Annotated in this window: 27 protein-coding genes; 1 reads left to right on the top strand and 26 read right to left on the bottom strand. The window is 31.0% G+C overall.

All coding sequences use genetic code 11. The annotated features are described in order from the left end of the window. Positions 1-5: 5 nt before the first annotated feature. The 4 genes from O0R46_RS03260 to nifV form a co-directional block, all read right to left on the bottom strand. Positions 6-869: a protein phosphatase 2C domain-containing protein gene (locus tag O0R46_RS03260; RefSeq protein WP_269312148.1), complete on the bottom strand. Its 864-nt coding sequence runs from the start codon at positions 867-869 to the stop codon at positions 6-8. 172 nt (positions 870-1,041) lie between these two features. After that, complete coding sequence (locus O0R46_RS03255; RefSeq protein WP_269312147.1) at positions 1,042-2,073, bottom strand: isocitrate/isopropylmalate dehydrogenase family protein; 1,032 nt, start codon at positions 2,071-2,073, stop codon at positions 1,042-1,044. Then, positions 2,066-4,015 (bottom strand): aconitate hydratase, encoded by a 1,950-nt coding sequence (locus O0R46_RS03250; protein WP_269312146.1) that lies wholly within the window; start codon positions 4,013-4,015, stop codon positions 2,066-2,068. Before O0R46_RS03250 ends, O0R46_RS03255 begins: the two co-directional genes overlap by 8 nt. A gap of 25 nt (positions 4,016-4,040) precedes the next feature. Then, complete coding sequence (gene nifV / locus O0R46_RS03245; RefSeq protein WP_269312145.1) at positions 4,041-5,183, bottom strand: homocitrate synthase; 1,143 nt, start codon at positions 5,181-5,183, stop codon at positions 4,041-4,043. Between the two features lie 424 nt (positions 5,184-5,607). On the opposite strand from nifV, the gene O0R46_RS03240 reads away from it, so the two are divergent. After that, the gene (locus tag O0R46_RS03240) at positions 5,608-6,702 is read left to right on the top strand and encodes a DEAD/DEAH box helicase (protein WP_269312144.1); all 1,095 of its coding nucleotides are present in this window, start codon (positions 5,608-5,610) and stop codon (positions 6,700-6,702) included. 57 nt (positions 6,703-6,759) lie between these two features. On the opposite strand, the gene O0R46_RS03235 is transcribed toward O0R46_RS03240, so the two are convergent. The 22 genes from O0R46_RS03235 to O0R46_RS03130 form a co-directional block, all read right to left on the bottom strand. Next, positions 6,760-7,149, bottom strand: coding sequence for a desulfoferrodoxin family protein (locus O0R46_RS03235; protein ID WP_269312143.1), 390 nt, complete (start codon positions 7,147-7,149; stop codon positions 6,760-6,762). A 31-nt stretch (positions 7,150-7,180) separates the two neighbouring features. Continuing rightward, positions 7,181-7,567 carry a Fur family transcriptional regulator gene (locus O0R46_RS03230; protein WP_269312142.1) on the bottom strand — a complete coding sequence of 129 codons (387 nt, stop codon included), beginning with the start codon at positions 7,565-7,567 and terminating at the stop codon, positions 7,181-7,183. 29 nt (positions 7,568-7,596) lie between these two features. Beyond that, positions 7,597-8,145 carry a rubrerythrin gene (rbr, locus tag O0R46_RS03225; RefSeq protein WP_269312141.1) on the bottom strand — a complete coding sequence of 183 codons (549 nt, stop codon included), beginning with the start codon at positions 8,143-8,145 and terminating at the stop codon, positions 7,597-7,599. A 559-nt stretch (positions 8,146-8,704) separates the two neighbouring features. Further along, a complete protein-coding gene (locus O0R46_RS03220) occupies positions 8,705-8,905 on the bottom strand; it encodes a CsbD family protein (RefSeq protein WP_269311425.1) in 201 nt (66 codons plus the stop codon). 308 nt (positions 8,906-9,213) lie between these two features. Next, positions 9,214-10,035, bottom strand: coding sequence for a peptidoglycan recognition protein family protein (locus O0R46_RS03215; protein ID WP_269312140.1), 822 nt, complete (start codon positions 10,033-10,035; stop codon positions 9,214-9,216). A gap of 1 nt (position 10,036) precedes the next feature. After that, on the bottom strand, positions 10,037-10,246 hold the full coding sequence (locus tag O0R46_RS03210) for a phage holin (protein ID WP_269311975.1): 210 nt from the start codon (positions 10,244-10,246) through the stop codon (positions 10,037-10,039). A gap of 10 nt (positions 10,247-10,256) precedes the next feature. Further along, entirely contained in the window at positions 10,257-10,541 is a 285-nt protein-coding gene (locus tag O0R46_RS03205) for a hypothetical protein (RefSeq protein ID WP_269311974.1), read from the bottom strand. Between the two features lie 55 nt (positions 10,542-10,596). Next, positions 10,597-10,845 (bottom strand): hypothetical protein, encoded by a 249-nt coding sequence (locus tag O0R46_RS03200; RefSeq protein ID WP_269312139.1) that lies wholly within the window; start codon positions 10,843-10,845, stop codon positions 10,597-10,599. A 1-nt stretch (position 10,846) separates the two neighbouring features. After that, positions 10,847-11,170: a hypothetical protein gene (locus O0R46_RS03195; RefSeq protein WP_269312138.1), complete on the bottom strand. Its 324-nt coding sequence runs from the start codon at positions 11,168-11,170 to the stop codon at positions 10,847-10,849. A gap of 8 nt (positions 11,171-11,178) precedes the next feature. Further along, positions 11,179-12,216 carry a hypothetical protein gene (locus tag O0R46_RS03190; protein WP_269312137.1) on the bottom strand — a complete coding sequence of 346 codons (1,038 nt, stop codon included), beginning with the start codon at positions 12,214-12,216 and terminating at the stop codon, positions 11,179-11,181. Next, positions 12,216-12,779 (bottom strand): putative phage tail protein, encoded by a 564-nt coding sequence (locus O0R46_RS03185; RefSeq protein ID WP_269312136.1) that lies wholly within the window; start codon positions 12,777-12,779, stop codon positions 12,216-12,218. The genes O0R46_RS03190 and O0R46_RS03185 overlap by 1 nt, the downstream gene beginning before the upstream one ends. After that, a complete protein-coding gene (locus O0R46_RS03180; RefSeq protein WP_269312135.1) occupies positions 12,766-13,851 on the bottom strand; it encodes a baseplate J/gp47 family protein in 1,086 nt (361 codons plus the stop codon). The genes O0R46_RS03185 and O0R46_RS03180 overlap by 14 nt, the downstream gene beginning before the upstream one ends. Continuing rightward, positions 13,851-14,276 (bottom strand): DUF2634 domain-containing protein, encoded by a 426-nt coding sequence (locus O0R46_RS03175; RefSeq protein ID WP_269312134.1) that lies wholly within the window; start codon positions 14,274-14,276, stop codon positions 13,851-13,853. The genes O0R46_RS03180 and O0R46_RS03175 overlap by 1 nt, the downstream gene beginning before the upstream one ends. After that, entirely contained in the window at positions 14,273-14,521 is a 249-nt protein-coding gene (locus O0R46_RS03170; protein WP_269312133.1) for a DUF2577 family protein, read from the bottom strand. Before O0R46_RS03170 ends, O0R46_RS03175 begins: the two co-directional genes overlap by 4 nt. A gap of 9 nt (positions 14,522-14,530) precedes the next feature. Then, positions 14,531-16,579: a CHAP domain-containing protein gene (locus O0R46_RS03165; protein ID WP_269312132.1), complete on the bottom strand. Its 2,049-nt coding sequence runs from the start codon at positions 16,577-16,579 to the stop codon at positions 14,531-14,533. Positions 16,580-16,729: 150 nt separating this feature from the next. Next, positions 16,730-17,431, bottom strand: coding sequence for a tape measure protein (locus O0R46_RS03160; RefSeq protein ID WP_269312131.1), 702 nt, complete (start codon positions 17,429-17,431; stop codon positions 16,730-16,732). A gap of 185 nt (positions 17,432-17,616) precedes the next feature. Then, positions 17,617-18,021, bottom strand: coding sequence for a phage tail assembly chaperone (locus O0R46_RS03155; protein ID WP_269312130.1), 405 nt, complete (start codon positions 18,019-18,021; stop codon positions 17,617-17,619). 63 nt (positions 18,022-18,084) lie between these two features. After that, positions 18,085-18,567, bottom strand: a complete 483-nt coding sequence (locus O0R46_RS03150; protein WP_269312129.1) for a phage tail tube protein — start codon at positions 18,565-18,567, stop codon at positions 18,085-18,087. A gap of 13 nt (positions 18,568-18,580) precedes the next feature. Next, positions 18,581-19,921 (bottom strand): phage tail sheath subtilisin-like domain-containing protein, encoded by a 1,341-nt coding sequence (locus O0R46_RS03145; protein WP_269312128.1) that lies wholly within the window; start codon positions 19,919-19,921, stop codon positions 18,581-18,583. A 3-nt stretch (positions 19,922-19,924) separates the two neighbouring features. Continuing rightward, entirely contained in the window at positions 19,925-20,104 is a 180-nt protein-coding gene (locus tag O0R46_RS03140; protein ID WP_269312127.1) for a hypothetical protein, read from the bottom strand. Then, positions 20,104-20,562, bottom strand: coding sequence for a phage tail terminator family protein (locus tag O0R46_RS03135; protein ID WP_269312126.1), 459 nt, complete (start codon positions 20,560-20,562; stop codon positions 20,104-20,106). The genes O0R46_RS03140 and O0R46_RS03135 overlap by 1 nt, the downstream gene beginning before the upstream one ends. Further along, on the bottom strand, positions 20,555-21,034 hold the full coding sequence (locus O0R46_RS03130) for an HK97 gp10 family phage protein (protein WP_269312125.1): 480 nt from the start codon (positions 21,032-21,034) through the stop codon (positions 20,555-20,557). Before O0R46_RS03130 ends, O0R46_RS03135 begins: the two co-directional genes overlap by 8 nt. Between the last annotated feature and the right edge of the window lie 2 nt (positions 21,035-21,036).

The following is a 21,036-nucleotide window of genomic DNA, read 5'->3' as shown; positions in this document are numbered from 1 at the left end:
TTCGTTTATTCATTTATTTTTTCTATATTTATACAAAGACAAGTGCAATCATCCTTATCTTTAAATCTAGGTATTCTCCTAATTCTATCTTTATCATCTTCAAAATTTCTTATTTGATTTATCATAATATCAATACCATATTTGAAAGTTTCGTCTATTAATAAATCTTCTTCAATTAATCTATACTTGTCTGAATATGAGTAATATCCATCACTTGCTATCATTATTCTAATATCTTTTTCTATATCAATAATTCCGTACTTTGCCTTATCAATTGCTTTTTCATCAAAGCTTAATATCCAATAACCATCATCACAATTATTCTTCATTCTATTTTCAATAATCTGCTCTGATAAAATACTTAGACTTTCACTAAGATCAATACTATAAAAATCTTCCATATCTAGCATCGCATTAAATATATTATTGTCCAACTTACTCACACTATCATCATGTATTATTTGTACTTTGCATCCATCATCAATGTATAGTCTACAATCACCTAATATAAAATATTCCAATTTTTCGTCATTAACTCTTATTATAGTTATTGAGGCAGATGGAAAATCTATTTTTTCTACTTTTTTCCCTACACAAAATTTTTGGTAATCATCATCTACTTTTTTTATACCCTTATACATAATATCTTTTAAATTTATGTCTTTAAAAGAATTGTCGTTCAAATATTTATCCCACCAGTTAGTATACCAATGTGCATCACTTATATCATCACTTAAATTTCTTTTATTTAATCCTGTAGCACCATCCAATACCCAAAAAGTATTTTCTTTATATCCACAGGCGTCTTCATTTATTTTACCTACTCCTATTTCACTTTTAAATTCAACCTTATCTACTTTAACTGACATATTTTTATCCTCATAATTATATTATTTATCTAAAAATTCCTAACTAATAGAATCTCTTTATAATATCTTATTTATTATAAAATATATAACTCAAGTTATTTTAACATTAAAATAAGGAAGATACAATCATTAAGATCGTATCTTCCTTCTATCTATAGAGAGGAATAATGTGCTAATTAATCTTTATCAATCTACATAGTTCATCGGAAAATTCGCTGGTACTTGCATTCCCACCTAAATCTCTTGTCAAAACTTTTCCCTCTTCAAAAATTTTTTGTAACGCTAATTCTATTTTATTTGCCGCATTATATTCTCCAATATATTTTAACATCATTACAGCTGACTGAATAATAGCAGTAGGATTAGCAATATTTTTTCCAGCAATCTCTGGCGCACTACCATGAACCGCTTCAAAAACTGCATATTCTTGCCCAATGTTTGCACTAGGTATCATGCCTAATCCTCCAACAAGTCCTGCACCTAAATCTGACAATATATCACCATAAAGATTAGGCATAACTAGTACATCAAACTTTTCAGGATTAAGCACTAAATTCATGGCTGTGGCATCAACTATCATATTATCTCTATATACAGAATCATTTTTATCCATATCAATATAGATACCATTTTTATCACATACTTCATTAAAAATATCCAAAAATAATCCATCAGATATTTTCATTATATTAGCTTTATGAACACCAGTTAACCTTTTATAAGAATTATTCTTTGTATAATCACAAGCAAATTTCACTATTTTTTCGCAGGCTGGTCTAGTTATTATTTTTATAGTTTCTCCTGCATAATCTCCTATCTTGTGCTCAATTCCAGCATATAATCCTTCTGTATTTTCTCTAATAATTGTGAAATCTAAATCGCTATATTTACTCTTTACGCCCTTAAAACTTTTTATAGGTCTTACATTTGCATACAAATTTAATTCTTTTCTAAGAGCCACATTTACACTCCTGAACCCTTTACCTACTGGTGTAGTAACAGGACCTTTAATTGCAATTTTATTTTTCCTAATGCTATCTATTACATACTCTGGCAATGGTGTACCATATTTTTCAAGGACTTTTTCACCAGCTACTACCTCTTCCCATTCTATTTGAACTCCTGTAGAGGCCACTACTTTTTTCATAGCCTTTGTTACTTCTAGACCTATTCCATCTCCCGGTATCAAAGTAATATTATACATATAAAACCTCCTTAGAGTTTTTTATCTTGATTGAATTCAGTTTTCCACCTGCTAAAAGCATATTTATTTCATTGTCATTGAATCCAGTTTTGACAAAAAAACTTGTTCCTCTATTAATATTGTTTACAAGTATTCTATCTGCTTTTATTCCACTTTTCACATCAGTAATAACTAACTCATCCATCTTATTAATTAAGTCATAATCTTTTTCATTTTCAAATACTAATGGTATTATTCCGCTATTTATTAGATTCGCTCTGTGAATTCTTGCAAAAGATTTAGCTATTACAGTCTTTATACCTAAATATAATGGAGCTAATGCAGCATGTTCTCTAGAAGATCCTTGACCATAGTTATCTCCACCAACTATAAAACCACCAGAGTTTGCCATACATCTATCAGCAAATTTGTCATCTATAGTACTGAAACAGAAAGTTGACAAATGAGGTATATTACTTCTAAAAGGTAATAATTTAGCATTTGAAGGCATAATATGATCGGTCGTGATATTATCACCTGTCTTAATAATTACTTTTCCTTGTATATTTTTTGCTAAAATCGTATTTAAAGGGAATGGTTTTATATTAGGTCCTCTAACAACTTCAACATTTTCTGATTCTTCACTAGGTTCAATTATCATTGAATCATCAATCAAGAAATTTTCTCTATAAATTCCTTCAAAATCAACTTTAAAATCTATATCTCTAGGATCTCTTAAATATCCATATATTGCACTGACTGCTGCAACTTCTGGACTAGTTAAATAAACACTAGCAGAGTTTGTTCCACTTCTTCCGAAAAAATTTCTATTAAATGTTCTTAAAGATATTCCATCCGTTCCTGGAGATTGTCCCATACCTATGCATGGCCCGCATGAATTTTCTAAAATTCTTGCACCAGATGCAATTATATCAGCCAAAGCCCCATTTCTTGCTATCATTTCCATAACTTGCCTTGATCCAGGAGCGATTACTAAACTCACATTTTGAGCTACTTTTCTTCCTTTTAATATTCTTGAAACTTTCATCAAATCTTCATATGAAGAGTTTGTACAACTACCTATAGCAACCTGATCTATTTTTATTGGTCCTATTTCCTTACATGTTTTTATATTATCTGGACTATGAGGTGCTGCTACCATCGGTTCAAGCTTGTCTAAGTCTATTTTTATTATTTCGTCATAAACAGCATCATCATCTGCCAATAGCTCTGACCAATCATCTAATCTATCTTGAGCCTTGAAAAATTCTTTTGTTTTATTGTCAGAAGGGAAAATTGAAGTTGTAGCACCTAATTCTGCTCCCATATTAGTTATGGTAGCTCTTTGTGGAACTGATAAACTTTCAACTCCTATTCCTCCATATTCATATACTCTCCCTACACCACCTTTGACAGTCTCTCTTTTTAAAACTTCTAATATTATATCTTTTGAAGCAACCATAGGGTTAAGTTTTCCAATTAATTCTACTTTTGTTACACGTGGTATATTTATTGAATATGGCTCTCCTGCCATAGCAAGTGCTACATCTAATCCACCGGCTCCTATAGCCAACATTCCTACGCCACCAGCAGTAGGTGTGTGACTATCAGATCCTAATAGTGTATCTCCAGGCACAGAAAATCTTTCTAAATTTACCTGATGACATATACCATTACCTGGCTTAGAAAAATATATACCATATTTTTTAGCTACGGTTTCTATATATTTATGATCATCTGCATTTTCAAATCCCTGTTGTAACATATTATGATCTACATAGGCAACAGATTTTTTTGTCTTTACTTTATCTATATTCATGGCTTCAAGTTGCAAATATGCCATAGTACCAGTTGAATCCTGTGTAAGTGTTCTATCTATTTTAATAGTAGCTGGACTACCAGCTACCAATTCTCCCTCTACTAGATGTTTTTCTAATATTTTATATACTATATTTTTTCCCATACAATTACCTCTCTCTATAAATTTCTTAGCTATTTAAACTTCTATATATATAAGCCAACTCCTTATCAAATAACGATCTTTTTAATTTTACTGAAAGACTTCTCACTTCATCAAGTATTCTTGTAGCTTGTTCATCAGTCAATTTTACATCATATTCCATAAATTTATTAATGATGGCAGCCTTTCCTGAATGCTTGCCTATTACTATCTGTCTTTCTAGCCCAACTTCTGCTGGGTCAAAAGCTTCATAGTTCCTTGGATTTTTTATAGCACCATCTGCATGTATACCTGATTCATGCCTAAACATATTACTTCCTACTATTGCTTTCCATGCAGGTAATTCTCTGCCAGATGCATTTGATACATATTCAGATAATTCTTTAAATCTTCTAGTATCAATTTTTGATTCATACTTTAATACATGTATCAAAGACATAAGTACTTCTTCTAGAGCTGCATTGCCAGCTCTTTCCCCAAGACCATTTACTGTTACACCTACATAATTCGCACCACCCAATATACCTCCAATGGCATTAGCAGTTGCCATACCGAAGTCATTGTGTGTATGCATTTCTATATCAAAATTTGTAGCTTTATAAATTTTTTCTATTTTATTTCTAATTGTAAATGGATCCATTACTCCTACTGTATCACAAAATCTAAATCTATCAGCACCAGCCTGTTTAGCACATTCTATAAATTCTATAAGGAAATCATCATCTGCTCTTGAAGCATCTTCACCATTTACAGATACATATAATCCATTTTTCTTTGCATATTCTGTAGTCTTAACCATTTGTTCTAAGACCCAATCTCTTGAAGTCTTTAATTTGTTTTCTATATGAATATCTGATACCGATATTGATATTGCCACTGCATCGACACCACAATCTATACTCTGCTCAACATCGCCAATTACAGCACGATTCCAAGCCATTATACTAGGTTTTAGGTTTTTCTTTACAATTTGTTTTATAGTTTCTTTTTCATCTCCACCCATTGTAGGTATACCAACTTCCAACTGGTTAATGCCAAGATCACTCAACATTTCAGCTATCATAATTTTCTCACTATTGGCAAAAACCACACCTGCTGTCTGCTCTCCGTCTCTTAAAGTAGTATCAACAAATTTTAATTCTTTGCCATTTATTTTATCAGTAACACACATAATTATAACCCTCCATTTTTGCAAAATTAAAATATAATCTTTCATCTATGATTAAATTATATTATATACTTCATTTATTTTCAAGTGAATTTTTATTGAATTTTGCAAGTTTAATATTTTAAATTTCATTTCTAAAGTATTTTATAGTTTTTATAATATATATTAGCGTTTTTTTGAATAAAATAAATTTTATTAAGTCATTATTTGTTATTTTTCTGAAAATTCCTATTAAAATAAATTCTGAATATTATTATAGCTTTTATATTCAATATGGATTACCTATTAATAATATACCTAATTTACTTATTTTAATTACAAATTAAATCTATTTATTCTCTTATAAAGAATATATATAAAACACCATAATTGCTAAATATTAACTTACTATGATATAATGTATATCTATATGTTAATAGGAGGATATATGCATTTTTCAAATTTAAAAATAGATAATAACATTATTAATGCCCTAAGCAAAAATGGTATTAAAGAACCCACTCAAATACAATCAGAAACTATGTACCCAATACTTAATTTAAACAATATTATAGCCAAGTCAAATACTGGTTCTGGTAAAACACTTGCATTTGTAATACCTATTTTAAATCTTATATTAAATGATAAAATAGAAACAAGTCTAATACTGGCTCCAACTAGAGAAATAACTATACAAATAAGCCAAGTCATTGAAAGTCTTGTTAATGTTATTACAAATATAGATAAACATCCTATTAATTACATTGCTATATATGGTGGTAAAGATATAAAATCCCAAATAAAAAAACTAAATAGCAACAAAATAAATATTATAATAGCAACTCCAGGAAGATTACTTGACCACATACAAAGAAAAACTATCAAACTAGATATGATAGATACTCTAGTAATTGATGAGGCTGATCAGATGCTTCTTATGGGATTTAAAAACGAAATAGATTCAATCTTTAACAAAATAAATACCTATAAAAATCTTTTACTTTTTTCAGCAACTATAAATTCAAGCGTAAAAAAATTAGCATATAGATATGCAGAAAATTTTATAGAAATAGATACTAGCAAAGAAAATATACCTAACAAAATAGAGCAAGAATTTATAATCTCAACAGACAGGTCAAAATTTGATGATTTATGCAAACAAATAGAAAAAGATTCACCATTTTTAGCTATTATTTTTTGTAGGACTAAGGCTAGAGTTGATAATTTAGATATAAAGTTAGGACAAAAAGGATATAGTTGTTGTAAGATACATAGTGATATTAGCCAATCTAAAAGAGAAAGAATTATAAAAGATTTTAAAAATATGAAATTTCAATTCCTAATCTCAACAGATTTAGCGTCAAGAGGTCTAGATATACAAGGCCTAAGTCATATATATAACTATGATTTCCCTGAACTTGCACAGGATTATATACATAGAATCGGTAGAACTGGAAGAGTAAATAAAGATGGAAAATCTCGTTCCTTTATTACAGAAAAAAACATGCTTGTTTATGAAGAAGTTAAAAAAATATTGGAATAAATTTAATAAAAACAAAAAGGAGCATATGCTCCTTTTTGTTTTTTAACTTTTATATTATTAAGCTTCTGCTTTCCACAATCCATGTAGATTACAATATTCATAAGCACATATAGCCTTATCATCTTCTGCAAGTACAAATTCTGCTTCTGGCTTACCATCATGCGGTAAATCTACTCTCTGAACTGTTTTTTCAGTTACTAGATATATAAATGAAATATGGTGTTTTTCTTCCATTGGATGTGGTACACTACCAACCTTAACTACTACTTTGTTTCCACTAACTTCTATAACTGGAACATGCTTTTCTCCAGCTGCATCAGTAGTATTTGGTTCTATAAGCTTCATTTCTTCACCACAACATGAAACTTGACATCCTTCTTCAGGAACAACTACTTCAATTATAAAATCCTTATCTGAACATGAATAAAACTTTAAATCTTTAGCCATAAAATTACCTCCTATTAAACTATTAATTAAATTATATTTTTTCTATCTTTTTAGTACATTCTACACAAATTCCTTTTAAAAGAATCTGTGCAGAATTTACTTTAAATCCTAATTTTTCAAGACCCTTATCTGCATAAGCGACCAAATCCTTATCAATATCGAAAATTTGCCCGCAATCTTCACAAATAAAATGATTATGTTCATCTGTGTTGCAATCGAATCTAACAGGATCCCCTGGTATACTAAGTTTTGTAATTAATCCATTATCTGCTAATTGAGTTAAATTTCTATAAACCGTACCCAAGCTCAAATTAGGATTATCTTTTCTCAACTTATCATATACCATATCAGCTGTAGGGTGATTATTATTATTTTTAACTTCGTTTAATATCATTTCTCTTTGCTTTGAAAACCTCACCACTACCACCTACTTTGCTAAATATTATATTATTTCCAGTTTTCAGCCTTCACTTCGAAATACGCTTGTGGATGCTTACATACAGGACATAACTTTGGAGCACTCTTAGATACGTGAATATGTCCACAATTCATACACTTCCAAACTACTACTTCATCTTTCTCAAAAATCTTACCATCTTTTAAATTCTGAAGTAAAGTTCTATATCTTTCTTCATGTGTTTTTTCTATAGCTGCTACACCATCAAATAGTCTAGCAATTTCCTTAAATCCTTCTTCTTTTGCATCATTAGAGAATCTAACATACATATCAGACCACTCGTATAATTCACCTTCTGCAGCATCTAATAAATTTTCTTCAGTTGTTGGTATTTCTCCTCCATGAAGAGCCTTAAACCATAGCTTAGCATGTTCCTTTTCATTTTCTGCTGTTTCTAAGAATATATTAGATATCTGATTATACCCTTCCTTCTTAGCCTGAGAAGCATAGTAAGTATATTTATTTCTTGCCATTGATTCTCCTGCAAAACCATCTAAAAGGTTCTTTTCTGTTTTTGTTCCCTTAAGTTCCTGTGTCATTTTTTTACCTCCAAAATTTAATTTTATTTTCCAATAGTAGTAACTATTATCACTTACAAGTATATATTACTACTATTCATAAACAAAGTCAACCGTTATTTATCATTATTTTAAATTTATATTTTAAATTATATAAAAAATAATATTATCTAACTTTAACATATTTATTTGATACCCTTATCACTAATTATCAATCAAATTTAAAGTAGGAAAAAGTATTTTTTATAAAAAAAAGGAATGAATAAGTTATTCATTCCTTTTTAACATATATCTAAGCTTTTATTCTGGTACTATGAACTAAATTTAATATAATTTTATAATTGTTGCAATTACTCGATTCTATTTTAAATATTCCATTATAAAAAGTAGTTAATTTTGCGTAGGTAATGCAAAAATGCGCCAATATTGCGCCAAAACAATATTGTTATTGACTATATACTAGTAATAGTATTAATATATTGGTATAGTGGCTTATCCATTATTACGACTTTTTTTAATCCTATTTATAAAAAATAGAAGGTCTGGTGTAATCCAAGCCTTCTATTTTTTATTAACATATTTACTTATGCTTATTAATTTCTGACTTAGCATTGTCAGCTACTTCTTCAGCTTTTTTCCCAGCTTCATTTAACAATTCTTTTGCTTTTCCAGTAGCTTTATCTACAGCACCTTCAGCTTTTAACTTATTGTCGCCAGTAGCTTCTCCAGCAATATTTTTTGCACTTCCCTTAACCTTATCAAATACTCCTGTATCTTTCATTTAAAAACACCTCCAAAATATTATATTATTAATAGTATACCCACAAATCTGTTTTAAATTCTTAAGTTTTTATTAAAGAGACTTGCTCTTAGATTTTTCCATAGCCATTATAAAGTCTATGGCATTTCTTTTTTTCTTTATATTAATACTTTTTAAAAATAATTTTGTAGCAATAAACATACACCTCCTAATAAAACTACTTGAAATTATTTTATAATTATATTATACCCACGTATTAAAATTAATTCAATACACTGGAAAAATTTAATATAAAAAATAAGGGTAGCTAAATGCTACCCTTATTTTAATTACAGCAAGTACCCCTCATTATTAAATTTATATTTCTTATTATCAATCACTTGTTCGCCAGTTAACATGTAACCTTTAGAATTGAAATAAAACCAGTTATTGTTATATTTGAGCCATCCTATTTTCATTTCTCCATCTTTTTCTGGTTGCATATAAAACCACGCTTTACCCGACTTTAACCAACCTATCTTTTTCTTTCCATCTATATAGTAGAACCATTTTCCTTCTTCTTGTACCCATCCTTTTCTTGCTGGTGCAGATGTTTTTTGAGAATTAACTTCTACCGCAACGCTATCTTTAGATAAGTCTAAGATTAATCGTCTAGGCTGTTTAACATCAGATAAAAACTTGTTCCACTTTGCATTGTTATAGCCTGTGTAACCATGCGGACAATCTTTTCTAGTTGCGTCCCAATGTCTAACTACTTTAGCATTAGGATATTGCCTTAGAAGCTCTTTTACAAGCTCTACAGTATTAAAATACATCTTGCTATAGTCAGCATCTGAATTGACACACATTTCTATTGATATGGAGTTCTCATTAACAATGCCACCTAGTCCAGTTCCATATCCTTGATTTCCACCAACAGCATAAGCAACTGTACTATCTCCAACTATTTGAACAATATTGGTATCGTCAACAAAATAGTGTGCGGACGCTCCTACGTTGTTATTCTGAAAATACTTATAGTGTGCCATTGCATTAGCACCTCTGCTCTCATTTGCAGTCCAGTGTATAGCTATAAATTTAATGTTAGATTTACTTCTTCCCCAGCCAAAATTATATTTTCTTGAAATTGGTTTATAATAAAAATTAGTCATGTTATACCTCTCTTTCTGAATTGTAGTTTTTAGTTGAAATGCCTAAAATTGTGCCTAAAAACGTATCAAAAGCTGTCATAATAATAACTATTAAATCAGTTTGCTTAAAGCCTACAGCTACCCCTACAGCACCTACAAATATAGTAAGTGCAGGTAAGAATATCTGTGCTATCCATTTTAATATATCATATGTTTCATTTTTTAACTTCATATACTACCTCCTATCTATTAAATAATGTTTTTATTTGTTCTGAATTACGTATTACATCATCTTCAACCCTACTCAATCTATCATCATGCTTATCTAATATTTTATGAATATTATCTCTGTCTTTTTGAGATTCTTTCAAGTCATACGCTAACATATCTACAGATTTTTGCAGTGCTTGATTAGTCAAGTCATTTCTTTTCATAGCTGTTGTAAATGGCTGTACAACAAGCTTCACTAAGCTATAGACTGTTATCAATGCCCCACAAACACCGCTAAATGCAATTAGTTGTTCCATAAATCACCCCTATTAATTAAGCCCCATAGCTTTAACTATGAGACTTTAAACTTCACTATTCTACTTTATCTTGAATTACAAATAATACGTCTGTATACTTAGTTCTTATAGATTCATCAGTAGCTGTTTTCCATTTAAGCATCCCAGCTTTTGAAAAATATAATTTATACTTATCTCTTGCTCCTGTTTCTCCTTCATCCACAAATGCCATTGTTATTCTTGCTGCTAAAAATTCTCCCATTTCATTTTCTCCCTTCAAAATTAATTTAATTTTATTAAAAATATCGCGACATATTTTAATCATTTTAGCCACCTGCTACTGTTAAAGTAAGTTCTTCTAGTGCTGTTGAAAGTGTATTTATTCTCTCATTAGCTTTCTTTAATTCTAATTCTAAATCTATATTACTTTTTTGACTATTAATATATGATTCAACTATTTCATTGTCTGTTGACCCTTTATATCCACTAGCCTTTAAATCCTCTAAAAATACAACCTCGTCATAATCTTCACCCTCTTTAAAAATTAGAACCATAGTTTCATTTTTTGATCTTGGCCATACTTCAAACCATTTTTCAGGTGGAAATCCTTTGAGCTTTTCTACCCTGTCCCAAATTTTATAATTAGACATATTACCTCCTAAACTCCATTTATTGGTGTACCAGTTCCTGTAGATGTGTTCAGTAATCTAGTCGTACCATTATTTGCATATCTAATGGCATAGTCATACCTAACATGTATTGTATAACCGCTATCTTCATATACAACTTTTAACTGTGCTGCAATTGGATCTATCTTATCTAATTTAGCCTTATCTGTGGCACTCATGAGTCCGTTTGCACCAGATGTAGCTATTGCTGTGCTTGCTTTAGAATCTAAATCAGTCTTTAACGCATACTTTCCGTCAGAATCAGTTTTATTATAGTAGTTAGCTATATTTATACCATCTAATTTAGCTTTATCTGCACTTGACATCAGACCATTCACTGAACTACTAGATAATATGTTATTAGCTTTTAGCGATAGTGCTTGTGCTACTTCGGACTTATTATAATAGTTGTTTATATCTATATTATCTAACTTTGCTTTGTCAATTGCTGACATTAATCCATTAGCTACATTAGATGCAACTAATTTTAAAGCATATCTATTATCTGACTCAGACTTATTGTAGTAGTTAGATATATTTATACCATCAAGCTTTGATTTATCTGTCGTGCTCATGAGACCGTTAGCTGATACACTAGCTACAGATAGACCAGCTTTACTAGATAACTTTGAGTCTACTTCTCCTTTATTATAATAATTAGATATAGTTATTCCATCTAATTTCGTTTTATCTGTGCTCGACATTAAACCATTATATGTTCTACTTGCAACACTTAAACTAGCTTTATTAGATAAACTTGTTTGTGTTTCACTCTTAAAGCTATCAAAGTTTTTTGTTAAATTTGCCAAATCTGAAATAGCTTGCTTTAACTTTGCCCAGATAAACTTAATATAATTAGATAGTGATTTATCACCATCTATAGTTGTACTATATGTATCTGGTGCACTGCCAGTATAGTTACCTATTGCTGTATCTATTTTATCGCTATTCGCATTAACTCTTCCTACATCATAGTGATCTGTTGAGTAGTCTTTTGTAAGACCTAAGTTTTTTGTAGTTGTTCCCACTACTTAATCACCTCCTCTTTTAAATGTTGGTGTGTATAATTAGATAATTGTTCATGAGTAAAGTTAGATAAAGTTTGACTAGTATTATAAAGTAATTCAGTATTGAAAGTTATATCAAGTGGTAGCATATTTTCAAGCATTAGATCTATTGCCCTTTGCTGAAATTTAACGCCTAAATCTACCTTACATACTAAATGTTTGCTTACCGGGTTTAAGTACATCTTATAACCTGTAGTTCCGCACATACCATCCAGTATTTCTTTTAGCCTTAAATATGTATATGGAGTGTAGCCAAGCATTTTTAACTTAATCATGAATCTTCTATCTTCAAGTGAGTAGTTTGAATTCACATCCATTCTAAGAAATCTTTCCCATCTACTGCACCCAGATTCATTTAGTGTATCTAAAAAATAGTTATTTGATACACCCTCAAAATCATCCATCAAAAGCTTGCACTCAATATCATATGCTTTAGATAAAGCTTTAAATTCTTCTATTTCAGCATATACACTAGGTATATACTCAATACATGTTGGTATATATTCTGTACTAGACCCTAACATAACTAACACCACCTAATACTGGAATACTTTTATCATCTATTACAACATTGGAGTTTAAACCATTTATCTTTGTCCCAAACACATCTATTACCCCAGAAACATCTAACAATCTATTTTCTATTCTTGATATTCTAACTACAGTTGAATATTTACCTGTAGATAAATCAAATTCACCAAACTGTTGTCTTAAATCTTGCAAGTACTCTTCTATAGCACTTGTAATATCTTGAGTTACATCACTAACTAATGGATCTAGTGTAAGATTAGTCTTTATAGTTAATGACTGTTTAGTAGGGGCAAGCACTGTAACAAAGTGATCTATAGGCGCTATTCCTAGACCCTCACCATCTTGGGTAGGGGTAAGTGCATTTTGCACTATCTTAACCAATTCAGGTGATGCATCCTTATAAGATGTATCCAAAATAACTGCTTCAATTTTTGTTGATCCATCACTCGACACCTTTCTTCTAAATAACCTTACTGCACCTATATTATCCATGCCTAAAATCTTTTCTTTATAGTCTGCCCTATTACCACCAAAGGCTGGATTTGATATATTTTCAAAAAATCTATTCCTTAGATCCTCTTCTGATTCTTCATCTCTTCCATCAACCTCAATTTTAGTAATAACTGCTTTTTCAAGGCCATAGATATCTTGAATTGGAGTTAATTCTCCAATTGATTCTATATGCCCTACTTCTTCAGCAATTAGTCTGTATTTAAAAAGAGATAGGTCAATTAGTTCACTAACTGCATAATTTCTTTGTTCGTGATTAAATCTTGTACCTATCTCTACTTCTTTATTAAATTCTGCTATTACCACACCTTTTGTAGGTTCTCTAAGCTCCATATTCCTATTTTTTGCAAACCTTTGAAGTGTGAAATACGAGCATGTATCTGGAAAAGCTTCATCTTCAAGCATTCTTATTTCATGTCTTATTACTGTAAGTTCAGGAATAATCATTGCCGCTGATTGATAAATTAAAGAGGTTTCTCTTTTGTCATATTCATCTGGTATGTTACCTAATATCCTATTCATCACATATCCAAATTCAAAATTTCTGTCATTCATTATCCAATATCCACCTCTCTTTCTATCTCAATTAATTCTTCAGATATATTACTTTTTACAGTAATTTCTATCTTAAGTGTATTTCTTTTAATTTTTTCTATGATAAATTCTGTTATTTCTTCTATCCTATCATCATTAAGAAGTGCATCAGTAATAATTGATTTTAGATTTATCATTACTAAATTAATATCATCACCATACAAATTCCAAAACCCTACTCCAGTATTTTCACTTACTGTAAGTGATTGATATTTTTCTATTGATAAAATAAAAAAGATGGTCTGTTTTAACTCTTCAATACCATCTACTATGCCTACTATTCTATTATCAACCACTTTAAAATCTTTATTACTATATTTCTTTTTTTCTACCATTTCAATTAGTGCTTCAAACTCTTCTTGCTCCATTCCAGTGTTAGGTATCATTCTATCAACTCCCCTAATATTACATATTTGTCTCCACCCTGGCATCTACTTAGTACCACTGTAGAGTTTAATATATAATCAGATTTTAGCTTAAGTAGGTTTACTTTTTCCAAAGTTATTTTTTCAGTAATCTTTATCCTTAAAGGTTTAACGGATACCACTGTACCTATTATATTGTCACATGGAGCCATACTATAGAAGGTTTCTGCTGAAGCTTTTTTTATAAGTTGTAGTAAGTTAGCCATATATACCTCCTAACTATTCTTGCCATAAGCAACAATTCTTGCATATGAAATCCCCGTTTTTCCGTAGCTGTGTGAAGCAACCCATCCGCCATTAGAATATCCTTTTGAGTCATGTGAGGTATTCCCCTCAATGGTTATTATTCTTCCGTTAGAAACTTCTTTAACTATTCCCACATGATTAGTCCAATTTGCGGTTCTACTAGATTTAAAAAATATTGTATCTCCAGGTTTAGGTGTATAATTAGTACCCATAACTAATTTTCCAGCACTTTTATAGTATGATGCAAGAGTAACACATGAACTAGTTCTTGAAGAGAATTTATATTGCCCTGATTGTTTTAAACAGTAAGTAACAAAATCAGCACACCAAAGACCTGGATAAAACCAAGATACAAACTTATTTTTACCAATATGCTTCATAGCTTCATTGACTATAGCCATGTTGCCCTCTTTTATATCTACTGCTGTGGAAGTGGAGCTAATTGGTTGCATTCTTCTCCTTGCCTCTTCAACACTTGCAACACCTTTACCAAGTAGTGAATTTGACCATTCTCGTCCGCTGAACTGTCTATACCATGATTTCATACTTGCTATATAGCCATTTGTGTTATTCTCAAAACTTGGAGCATACATATTTAAAATTGCCTCTATAGATTTCTTCCCCCAATCGTATAAGTATTTGACCCCCAATAACCTAAAGTGTCGCTCTATTCCTACATCAACAGATGGATAAATTACGTGCCTACCAGATTTTTGTTTATAGTCTGGATCTGAATTTATTCCACCAAAATTATTACACTCTCTAGCTACACGTGAATCAAAATTAGGCCCACATTCCATTCTTTGAATTAGAGCTACTAACAAAGGATTTACGCCATATGCATTACCGAATTTTACGTACATTTCGCCTTTACCTGCTAATTTACCTTTTAGTACATTATTAATCATTGCTGGCGTTATTCCATGACCCCAGTCTTTATCAGCTAGAGACTTGTTAGATAAAGTATCGCCATTATTTTTTTCTTTTTCTTTTTTAACTTCTCCATCTTGGGTTACCCCTCTAGTTGATACAAATTCACCGCCTATAAGATCTAGATCCATAGAATAAAGTCCGTCTTCTACTCTATGAGTTACTGCATCAACCACCATGTTTTTAGCTAATTTCATATCACCTAAATCTAGATTTACAATTATTATTGAACCTGCTATAATTTCGACCGCTCCCATTGCTTTTTTAATTCTAAGTGTTTTAGTTTTAGAATTGTATAATTCTAAGTTTTTTGCAGCTACAGTGACAGCTTGGAATGTGTTATCTGCCTTTGTTGTTAATTGTAATTCACCCCACCTATCAATATTTTTTTGATCTCCTTTAGTATAGTAAACCTCTGCACCGTCTTTCCCAGATTTTACAGATACTCTTACCATATTATAGGTTTGCTTATCGATAGTGGACTCATAGTCAAAATTTTCTATTACTGAATTATCAATAACTATATTTTTATACATACTCTTAAGGGATTTTAATGTAAGTTTTCCAAAGTGGTCATATAAAATAAACATTTCTCCAGTTGCTTCTGTGGTACGTTCCATGGCGTTCATTATAATATCAAAAAAGCTGGAATTTTCTTTAACCATAGTTGGTATTTTATGAGTAGAATCTTGAATTTCACCTATATTAAGATGTCTATCATTTGCTATCATTTTTACTATTTGCCCAACTGATTTATTATTAAATATTACTGATTCTTTATTCTTTAAGTACCTAAGCTGGTCATAACAAGTTATTTTTATTAACTTGTCTGCTGCTCTTTGCTTAGTAAAGATAAAACCAAAAAACATCCAAGTCTGTGATATTCTAACTCTTACCTTGTCACCCTCTTCAAATTCAACTTTATCTGTATCCTCTTGAACTAGAGTAAAAGTACATTTACCGGGTACGCCTTTTCTCTCCCAAGCAATTTCTAGTCCATCTGCAACATTAACCTGATATACTTCTTTGTTATGATCTATAAAGACATCACAGTTGGTAGTGTGCATATTTCTATTTTCTATAGTCATAAATTCACCTACCTAATTACCTTTGTATACTTGGGATTTCCAGATATCCAACCCCAGCCATCAGGCCCTGCCGAATGTTTTATCTTATACCAAGTGGTTGATCCTACTTTTTGTTCAGCATATGCACAAGGCTCTTGACCTTTTTTAAACTTAGCAAAGTGAGGATAGCTTTTGCCTGGTCCTTTTCTTATGTAAAGATAGCCTACCACTTGCCATTGCTTGTGATAGCTGATACATTGCTGCTTGTTGTTCTTGAAGTCCAGCACCACCAACTTTAAACTGCTTACTCATAAGTTCAGTAAACTTTACTATCTCAGCATTTGAACTAAATGAGTCTTTAGCCATAATACCTAACTTAGTTACATTCTGTGCTATATCTAAGTATGAACCTCTAACCCTATTAGCTGAATTAAATATCATATTATTTAGTTGTTCAGTCGTTTGCAAACCATCATTTATCATACCTATTCTTGATTGTGTTTGCATATAAGTATCTGCCATTCCAATAAATGCCTTAGCGCCTTGGAAACCTGCATATGCACCAACAAGTAATTTAGCTTGATTAGCCATTCTACCCATTAGGCTTTGACCTTCAACAAGTCCAGCATTGAACTGTTGCTGAGTTGGAATCATCTTAGGATATGGATCAGGTGGTCCTGATATAGGTCCGTTATCTCCTATTCCTGCACCAGTTGGCTTTGGTATTGATGGAATACTTGGAGATAGTGGTTTACTCATTGTCTGATGAAGTTTTTCATACTCCATTACTAGCTTAGATACTTGGGCTGTCATTGATTGAAATGGACTTGATAGTCCATCCGATACACTTACCGGCATACTAATTCCTGCCATTAATTAACGCCCCCTCTCCATCTTTTTAGCTTGCTTTTTTTCTTCATCAATTCTTATATTAATGCAAGCTATTATAAAAGCTTTTTCTCTTTCATCTTCTAATAGTTCTAATGTCTTAGATGGTGACCAGTGAAATTTATGTAAACAGTAATACGCTATATTACTATCTTCGTCACCATCTTCTATTAGTTTTTTGCTTCGTCAGCTAGTCCCTTTGGTGTTTTAAATCCATTTATTTTAGATAATTCAACTTGTAACTGCTGATTTTCTCCCACTAATAACATTTCATTTAATAAATCTTCAGGAGTTAGCACACCATAAAAGTCCTGTAACTCTTTATCATGCAAATCTGGCTCAACTATGCAATTTACAGCTATCTGATTTTCATAAGCTACTGAATCAAAATCTTGTCCATTTTGTGTTATATTTGTACACCCTTTTCTTATTAGTTTTTCAAGGCTTGTTGGAATTGGTTTTATCTTAAATGGAATAAACTCTCCTGTTTCTTCATTTATAAATCTTTCTGATATAACAACTTCCTTAGTTAAACTATCTATATCTTTTTTCATAAAAGCTTGAAATTTACTCATTATATTATTCTCCTATTCTTTAATAAAAATAGGGATATGAAATAAATCACATCCCTTAATAATCTATGCACTTGGTAGATCTTTAAACTTTTCAGGAAAATCAAAATCATTGAATGTTCCTGATAAATCTTCTTCTAATATTTCAGCATCAACATCTAGCATTGATATAATCATTTCTTCAGATATACAATCTTTAAAAATTACCGATTGTCTACCAATAGTTTTTACTGAAGATTGGTCTTCATTAATAGTTTGTATATTGAATGGTGGTAGTACTCCAGTATTCTTATACTCTTCAGCTAAAGCTCTCATAGTTGATTGATTATAATAAACTGTTGCCTCCCAAGAGCCTTCCCATCCGCCCGGCTTTGCTTGTTTACCAGACTTACCAAGAACACCCTTTTTAGTTATGTTGACCTTAAACTTAGCTTTAAATTTAGTAAGATTGGCCATTACATAACGTCTTGAACCTATTTCACAAAAAACTGCACCCTGTGAACCTGCTACAGTTTCATTAGTTAAGTTAAGTGTTTTTATTCCTTGCATCTATTTACACCCCCTATATTTGCACATAATTAGTAAGATATAGCTGTCTAAAGCACTCAGCTGGAGTTATGACTGAATCAACCTTTACAGCCCCTCTAACTCCCTCTATTTGAACTTCTTCAACCTTTATACCTTTTTTATCATATGCTTTTAAAGCATTCTTTGCTAAAAATGCTTCTCTTATTTCTACTATTTTATTTTGTAGTGATTCAATTCCAGGCTTATCAATATTAACCTTTCCTAAGTACATTTCATTAAATACCTTGGCATCTGCCATGGCCAAGGCATCTAAAACTCTTATTACTTGATTGTCTTTAAATTCACTGCCCTTAGTATCAGTGGTAGTGATAAGACCATTAACATCTTCTAATACTCTTACAGAATCACCCACTTGATGATATACAAATCTTCCTTGTTTTCTAAATTCATTTAACTGAAATTGAGTAAATTCAGTTACCACATCATATTCACCTGTATATAATCTATTTAAATTAGATCTTCCAAGTTCTGCATTAGCATAAATAGCTGCTGTAAAAGGAACTAATTCATTGCCCTTTACTTTTTCGCCCTTGACTTTGTTTTTAACAACAACAACGCCTTCAAAATCATACATAGTAATATCTCCACCAATATCACTAGCTTCACATACCACTGTAGCAAACTTTAGCCCTATTTCGTTTCTCATACGCTTAGTATAAGTTATATATAGTTTCTGCAATTCCTTAGTTGTAGACATACAAGCTAATACATTGAACGACTTTGTTTCAAGCTTGTTTAAAAAGTCTTGGTGATTTTCATTTGTAGCTGTTCCATCTTCCCCGCTTGCAAGCTTTGTTCCTGCTGTTAATTCAAGTAATGAATCCGGTTTAAATGTTACAAGTATATTAGGATATAGATCCTTTGCTGTTGTTACTGTCTGCTTATCAATCACTATATAATCAAGCATTGTAATAACATCTTTTTTCTTTGGGTCGTCTATATTAGTTTGTACCTTAATAGTAATATCATTACCTCTTGTTCCGCCTTTATTAGCTATAGCATATGCATTTTCAGCCTTAGTAGTCTTGTTTAGAATGTAAAAATATACCATCTTAGAGTTTTCTATTAGTTCTCTAATTCCTTTTAATTTTTCATCAAATAAACTATAACCAAATATAGTTAATGAGTTTTCTCTAAATTCTGACGTTCTAACCTTAAATAATTCTCCTTGATTTCCGAAATTATGTTCAAGTGCTATTGCCACTATCCCATTTTCTCCTGTTAAATCAAGTGTCCTTGCAGCGCTTACTGAATTAATATAAGCACCTGCTAAAGACTTATCAGTTGTAGTGTATTGTCCACCACCTAGTGCCATTTACTACACCTCTCTTTCTAAAAATTCATTTATTATATTATCTACTTCAGCAAATGAATACTCTTCATCATCATTTAACAAGACATTTATAATATCTTTTTGATGTGTGTATCTTTTAGCTTGTAGAAACTGTTCTTTTGTATATCTAGAAACTTCTTCTCGTTCAATCTTTTTTCTAGCCACTAATTTACCTCCATATCATCAATTAAGATTCGCATTTTATCAACATTTGTATTATCTTCCAAACCTGTCATTTTTGGTTTTTGTGCCTCTTCAAATTCAACCATAACTGGATATTCTAAAAAACAATGTAACTTACCATCGTCTACCTTATATTCAATATCAAATGCTCTTACATACTTATCTCCAACCTCTAAAAGCTCTAGGACAATTGATAATGTATCCCCCATTCTATTAAGGTCATCTTCACCTATATCATCATTGAAGTACATTACATCAAACTTATGTCTTTTACTTCTTCGATTACCTAATTCATACTTAGTGATTGATTGTATATGATTAATATAAAAACAGGGCTGTTCAAAGCCCTGTTCTCTATTCTCGGAGTAGATTTCAAATTTTTCATCCCAAAATACCATTTTTAGTTTTTTAGAAATTGCATCAATTATATTATCAAACATTGAATCCCTCCTTCATATATTTTTCAAGCATTCTAAGTGCAATAGCTGGATATCTAGCTTGTGCATGCATAACGGCTCTATCCGCCATAAATAATCCATTCACCCAAGGTTTTACCAGTCTTTTTTCTATAGCTGGTACATATCTACCTACTTTTTGTGAATGCCCATAATTTACATATGATGCATAGAACATATCATTTTTAAGTGTAATACCATAAGTGTTACCAGTCTTTCTTACATTCTTTTTTGCGATATAGTCTTTTGCATCAATAGCAACACCACCAGTCCAACCACGTCTTAAATCGCCTGATACAACCGGTGTAAGAAATATTGCTTTACTTAACGTAATTGCAGCCAATTCTCTACATAAATCTCTTAGAAACTTATCATTTTCTGTCTTTTCCATTTTTTTTAGCTGTCTTTCAAATTTCTTTAATTCAGAAAAATCTGCCTTACCCCTAATGCTCGCCATAG

It is taken from the genome of Peptostreptococcus equinus (assembly GCF_027125355.1).
Lineage (GTDB): Bacteria > Bacillota > Clostridia > Peptostreptococcales > Peptostreptococcaceae > Peptostreptococcus > Peptostreptococcus equinus.
The sequence above is the reverse complement of the archived record's forward strand: the minus strand, read 5'-3'. Positions and strand labels throughout refer to the sequence as shown.

Bases quoted from the DNA above. Each gene is read 5' to 3' on its own strand.
- O0R46_RS03195 (WP_269312138.1), bottom strand. From the start codon at position 11,170: ATGTCTAATTATAAAATTTGGGACAGGGTAGAAAAGCTCAAAGGATTT.
- O0R46_RS03175 (WP_269312134.1), bottom strand. From the start codon at position 14,276: ATGATACCTAACACTGGAATGGAGCAAGAAGAGTTTGAAGCACTAATT.
- O0R46_RS03135 (WP_269312126.1), bottom strand. From the start codon at position 20,562: ATGTTTGATAATATAATTGATGCAATTTCTAAAAAACTAAAAATGGTA.
- O0R46_RS03205 (WP_269311974.1), bottom strand. From the start codon at position 10,541: ATGGAACAACTAATTGCATTTAGCGGTGTTTGTGGGGCATTGATAACA.
- O0R46_RS03255 (WP_269312147.1), bottom strand. From the start codon at position 2,073: ATGTATAATATTACTTTGATACCGGGAGATGGAATAGGTCTAGAAGTA.
- O0R46_RS03210 (WP_269311975.1), bottom strand. From the start codon at position 10,246: ATGAAGTTAAAAAATGAAACATATGATATATTAAAATGGATAGCACAG.
- O0R46_RS03160 (WP_269312131.1), bottom strand. From the start codon at position 17,431: ATGGCAGGAATTAGTATGCCGGTAAGTGTATCGGATGGACTATCAAGT.
- rbr (WP_269312141.1), bottom strand. From the start codon at position 8,145: ATGACACAGGAACTTAAGGGAACAAAAACAGAAAAGAACCTTTTAGAT.
- O0R46_RS03130 (WP_269312125.1), bottom strand. From the start codon at position 21,034: ATGGCGAGCATTAGGGGTAAGGCAGATTTTTCTGAATTAAAGAAATTT.
- O0R46_RS03185 (WP_269312136.1), bottom strand. From the start codon at position 12,779: ATGTTAGGGTCTAGTACAGAATATATACCAACATGTATTGAGTATATA.
- nifV (WP_269312145.1), bottom strand. From the start codon at position 5,183: ATGTGTGTTACTGATAAAATAAATGGCAAAGAATTAAAATTTGTTGAT.
- O0R46_RS03215 (WP_269312140.1), bottom strand. From the start codon at position 10,035: ATGACTAATTTTTATTATAAACCAATTTCAAGAAAATATAATTTTGGC.
- O0R46_RS03180 (WP_269312135.1), bottom strand. From the start codon at position 13,851: ATGAATGACAGAAATTTTGAATTTGGATATGTGATGAATAGGATATTA.
- O0R46_RS03240 (WP_269312144.1), top strand. From the start codon at position 5,608: ATGCATTTTTCAAATTTAAAAATAGATAATAACATTATTAATGCCCTA.
- O0R46_RS03200 (WP_269312139.1), bottom strand. From the start codon at position 10,845: ATGATTAAAATATGTCGCGATATTTTTAATAAAATTAAATTAATTTTG.
- O0R46_RS03260 (WP_269312148.1), bottom strand. From the start codon at position 869: ATGTCAGTTAAAGTAGATAAGGTTGAATTTAAAAGTGAAATAGGAGTA.
- O0R46_RS03145 (WP_269312128.1), bottom strand. From the start codon at position 19,921: ATGGCACTAGGTGGTGGACAATACACTACAACTGATAAGTCTTTAGCA.
- O0R46_RS03250 (WP_269312146.1), bottom strand. From the start codon at position 4,015: ATGGGAAAAAATATAGTATATAAAATATTAGAAAAACATCTAGTAGAG.
- O0R46_RS03155 (WP_269312130.1), bottom strand. From the start codon at position 18,021: ATGAGTAAATTTCAAGCTTTTATGAAAAAAGATATAGATAGTTTAACT.
- O0R46_RS03235 (WP_269312143.1), bottom strand. From the start codon at position 7,149: ATGGCTAAAGATTTAAAGTTTTATTCATGTTCAGATAAGGATTTTATA.
- O0R46_RS03170 (WP_269312133.1), bottom strand. From the start codon at position 14,521: ATGGCTAACTTACTACAACTTATAAAAAAAGCTTCAGCAGAAACCTTC.
- O0R46_RS03165 (WP_269312132.1), bottom strand. From the start codon at position 16,579: ATGACTATAGAAAATAGAAATATGCACACTACCAACTGTGATGTCTTT.
- O0R46_RS03220 (WP_269311425.1), bottom strand. From the start codon at position 8,905: ATGAAAGATACAGGAGTATTTGATAAGGTTAAGGGAAGTGCAAAAAAT.
- O0R46_RS03150 (WP_269312129.1), bottom strand. From the start codon at position 18,567: ATGCAAGGAATAAAAACACTTAACTTAACTAATGAAACTGTAGCAGGT.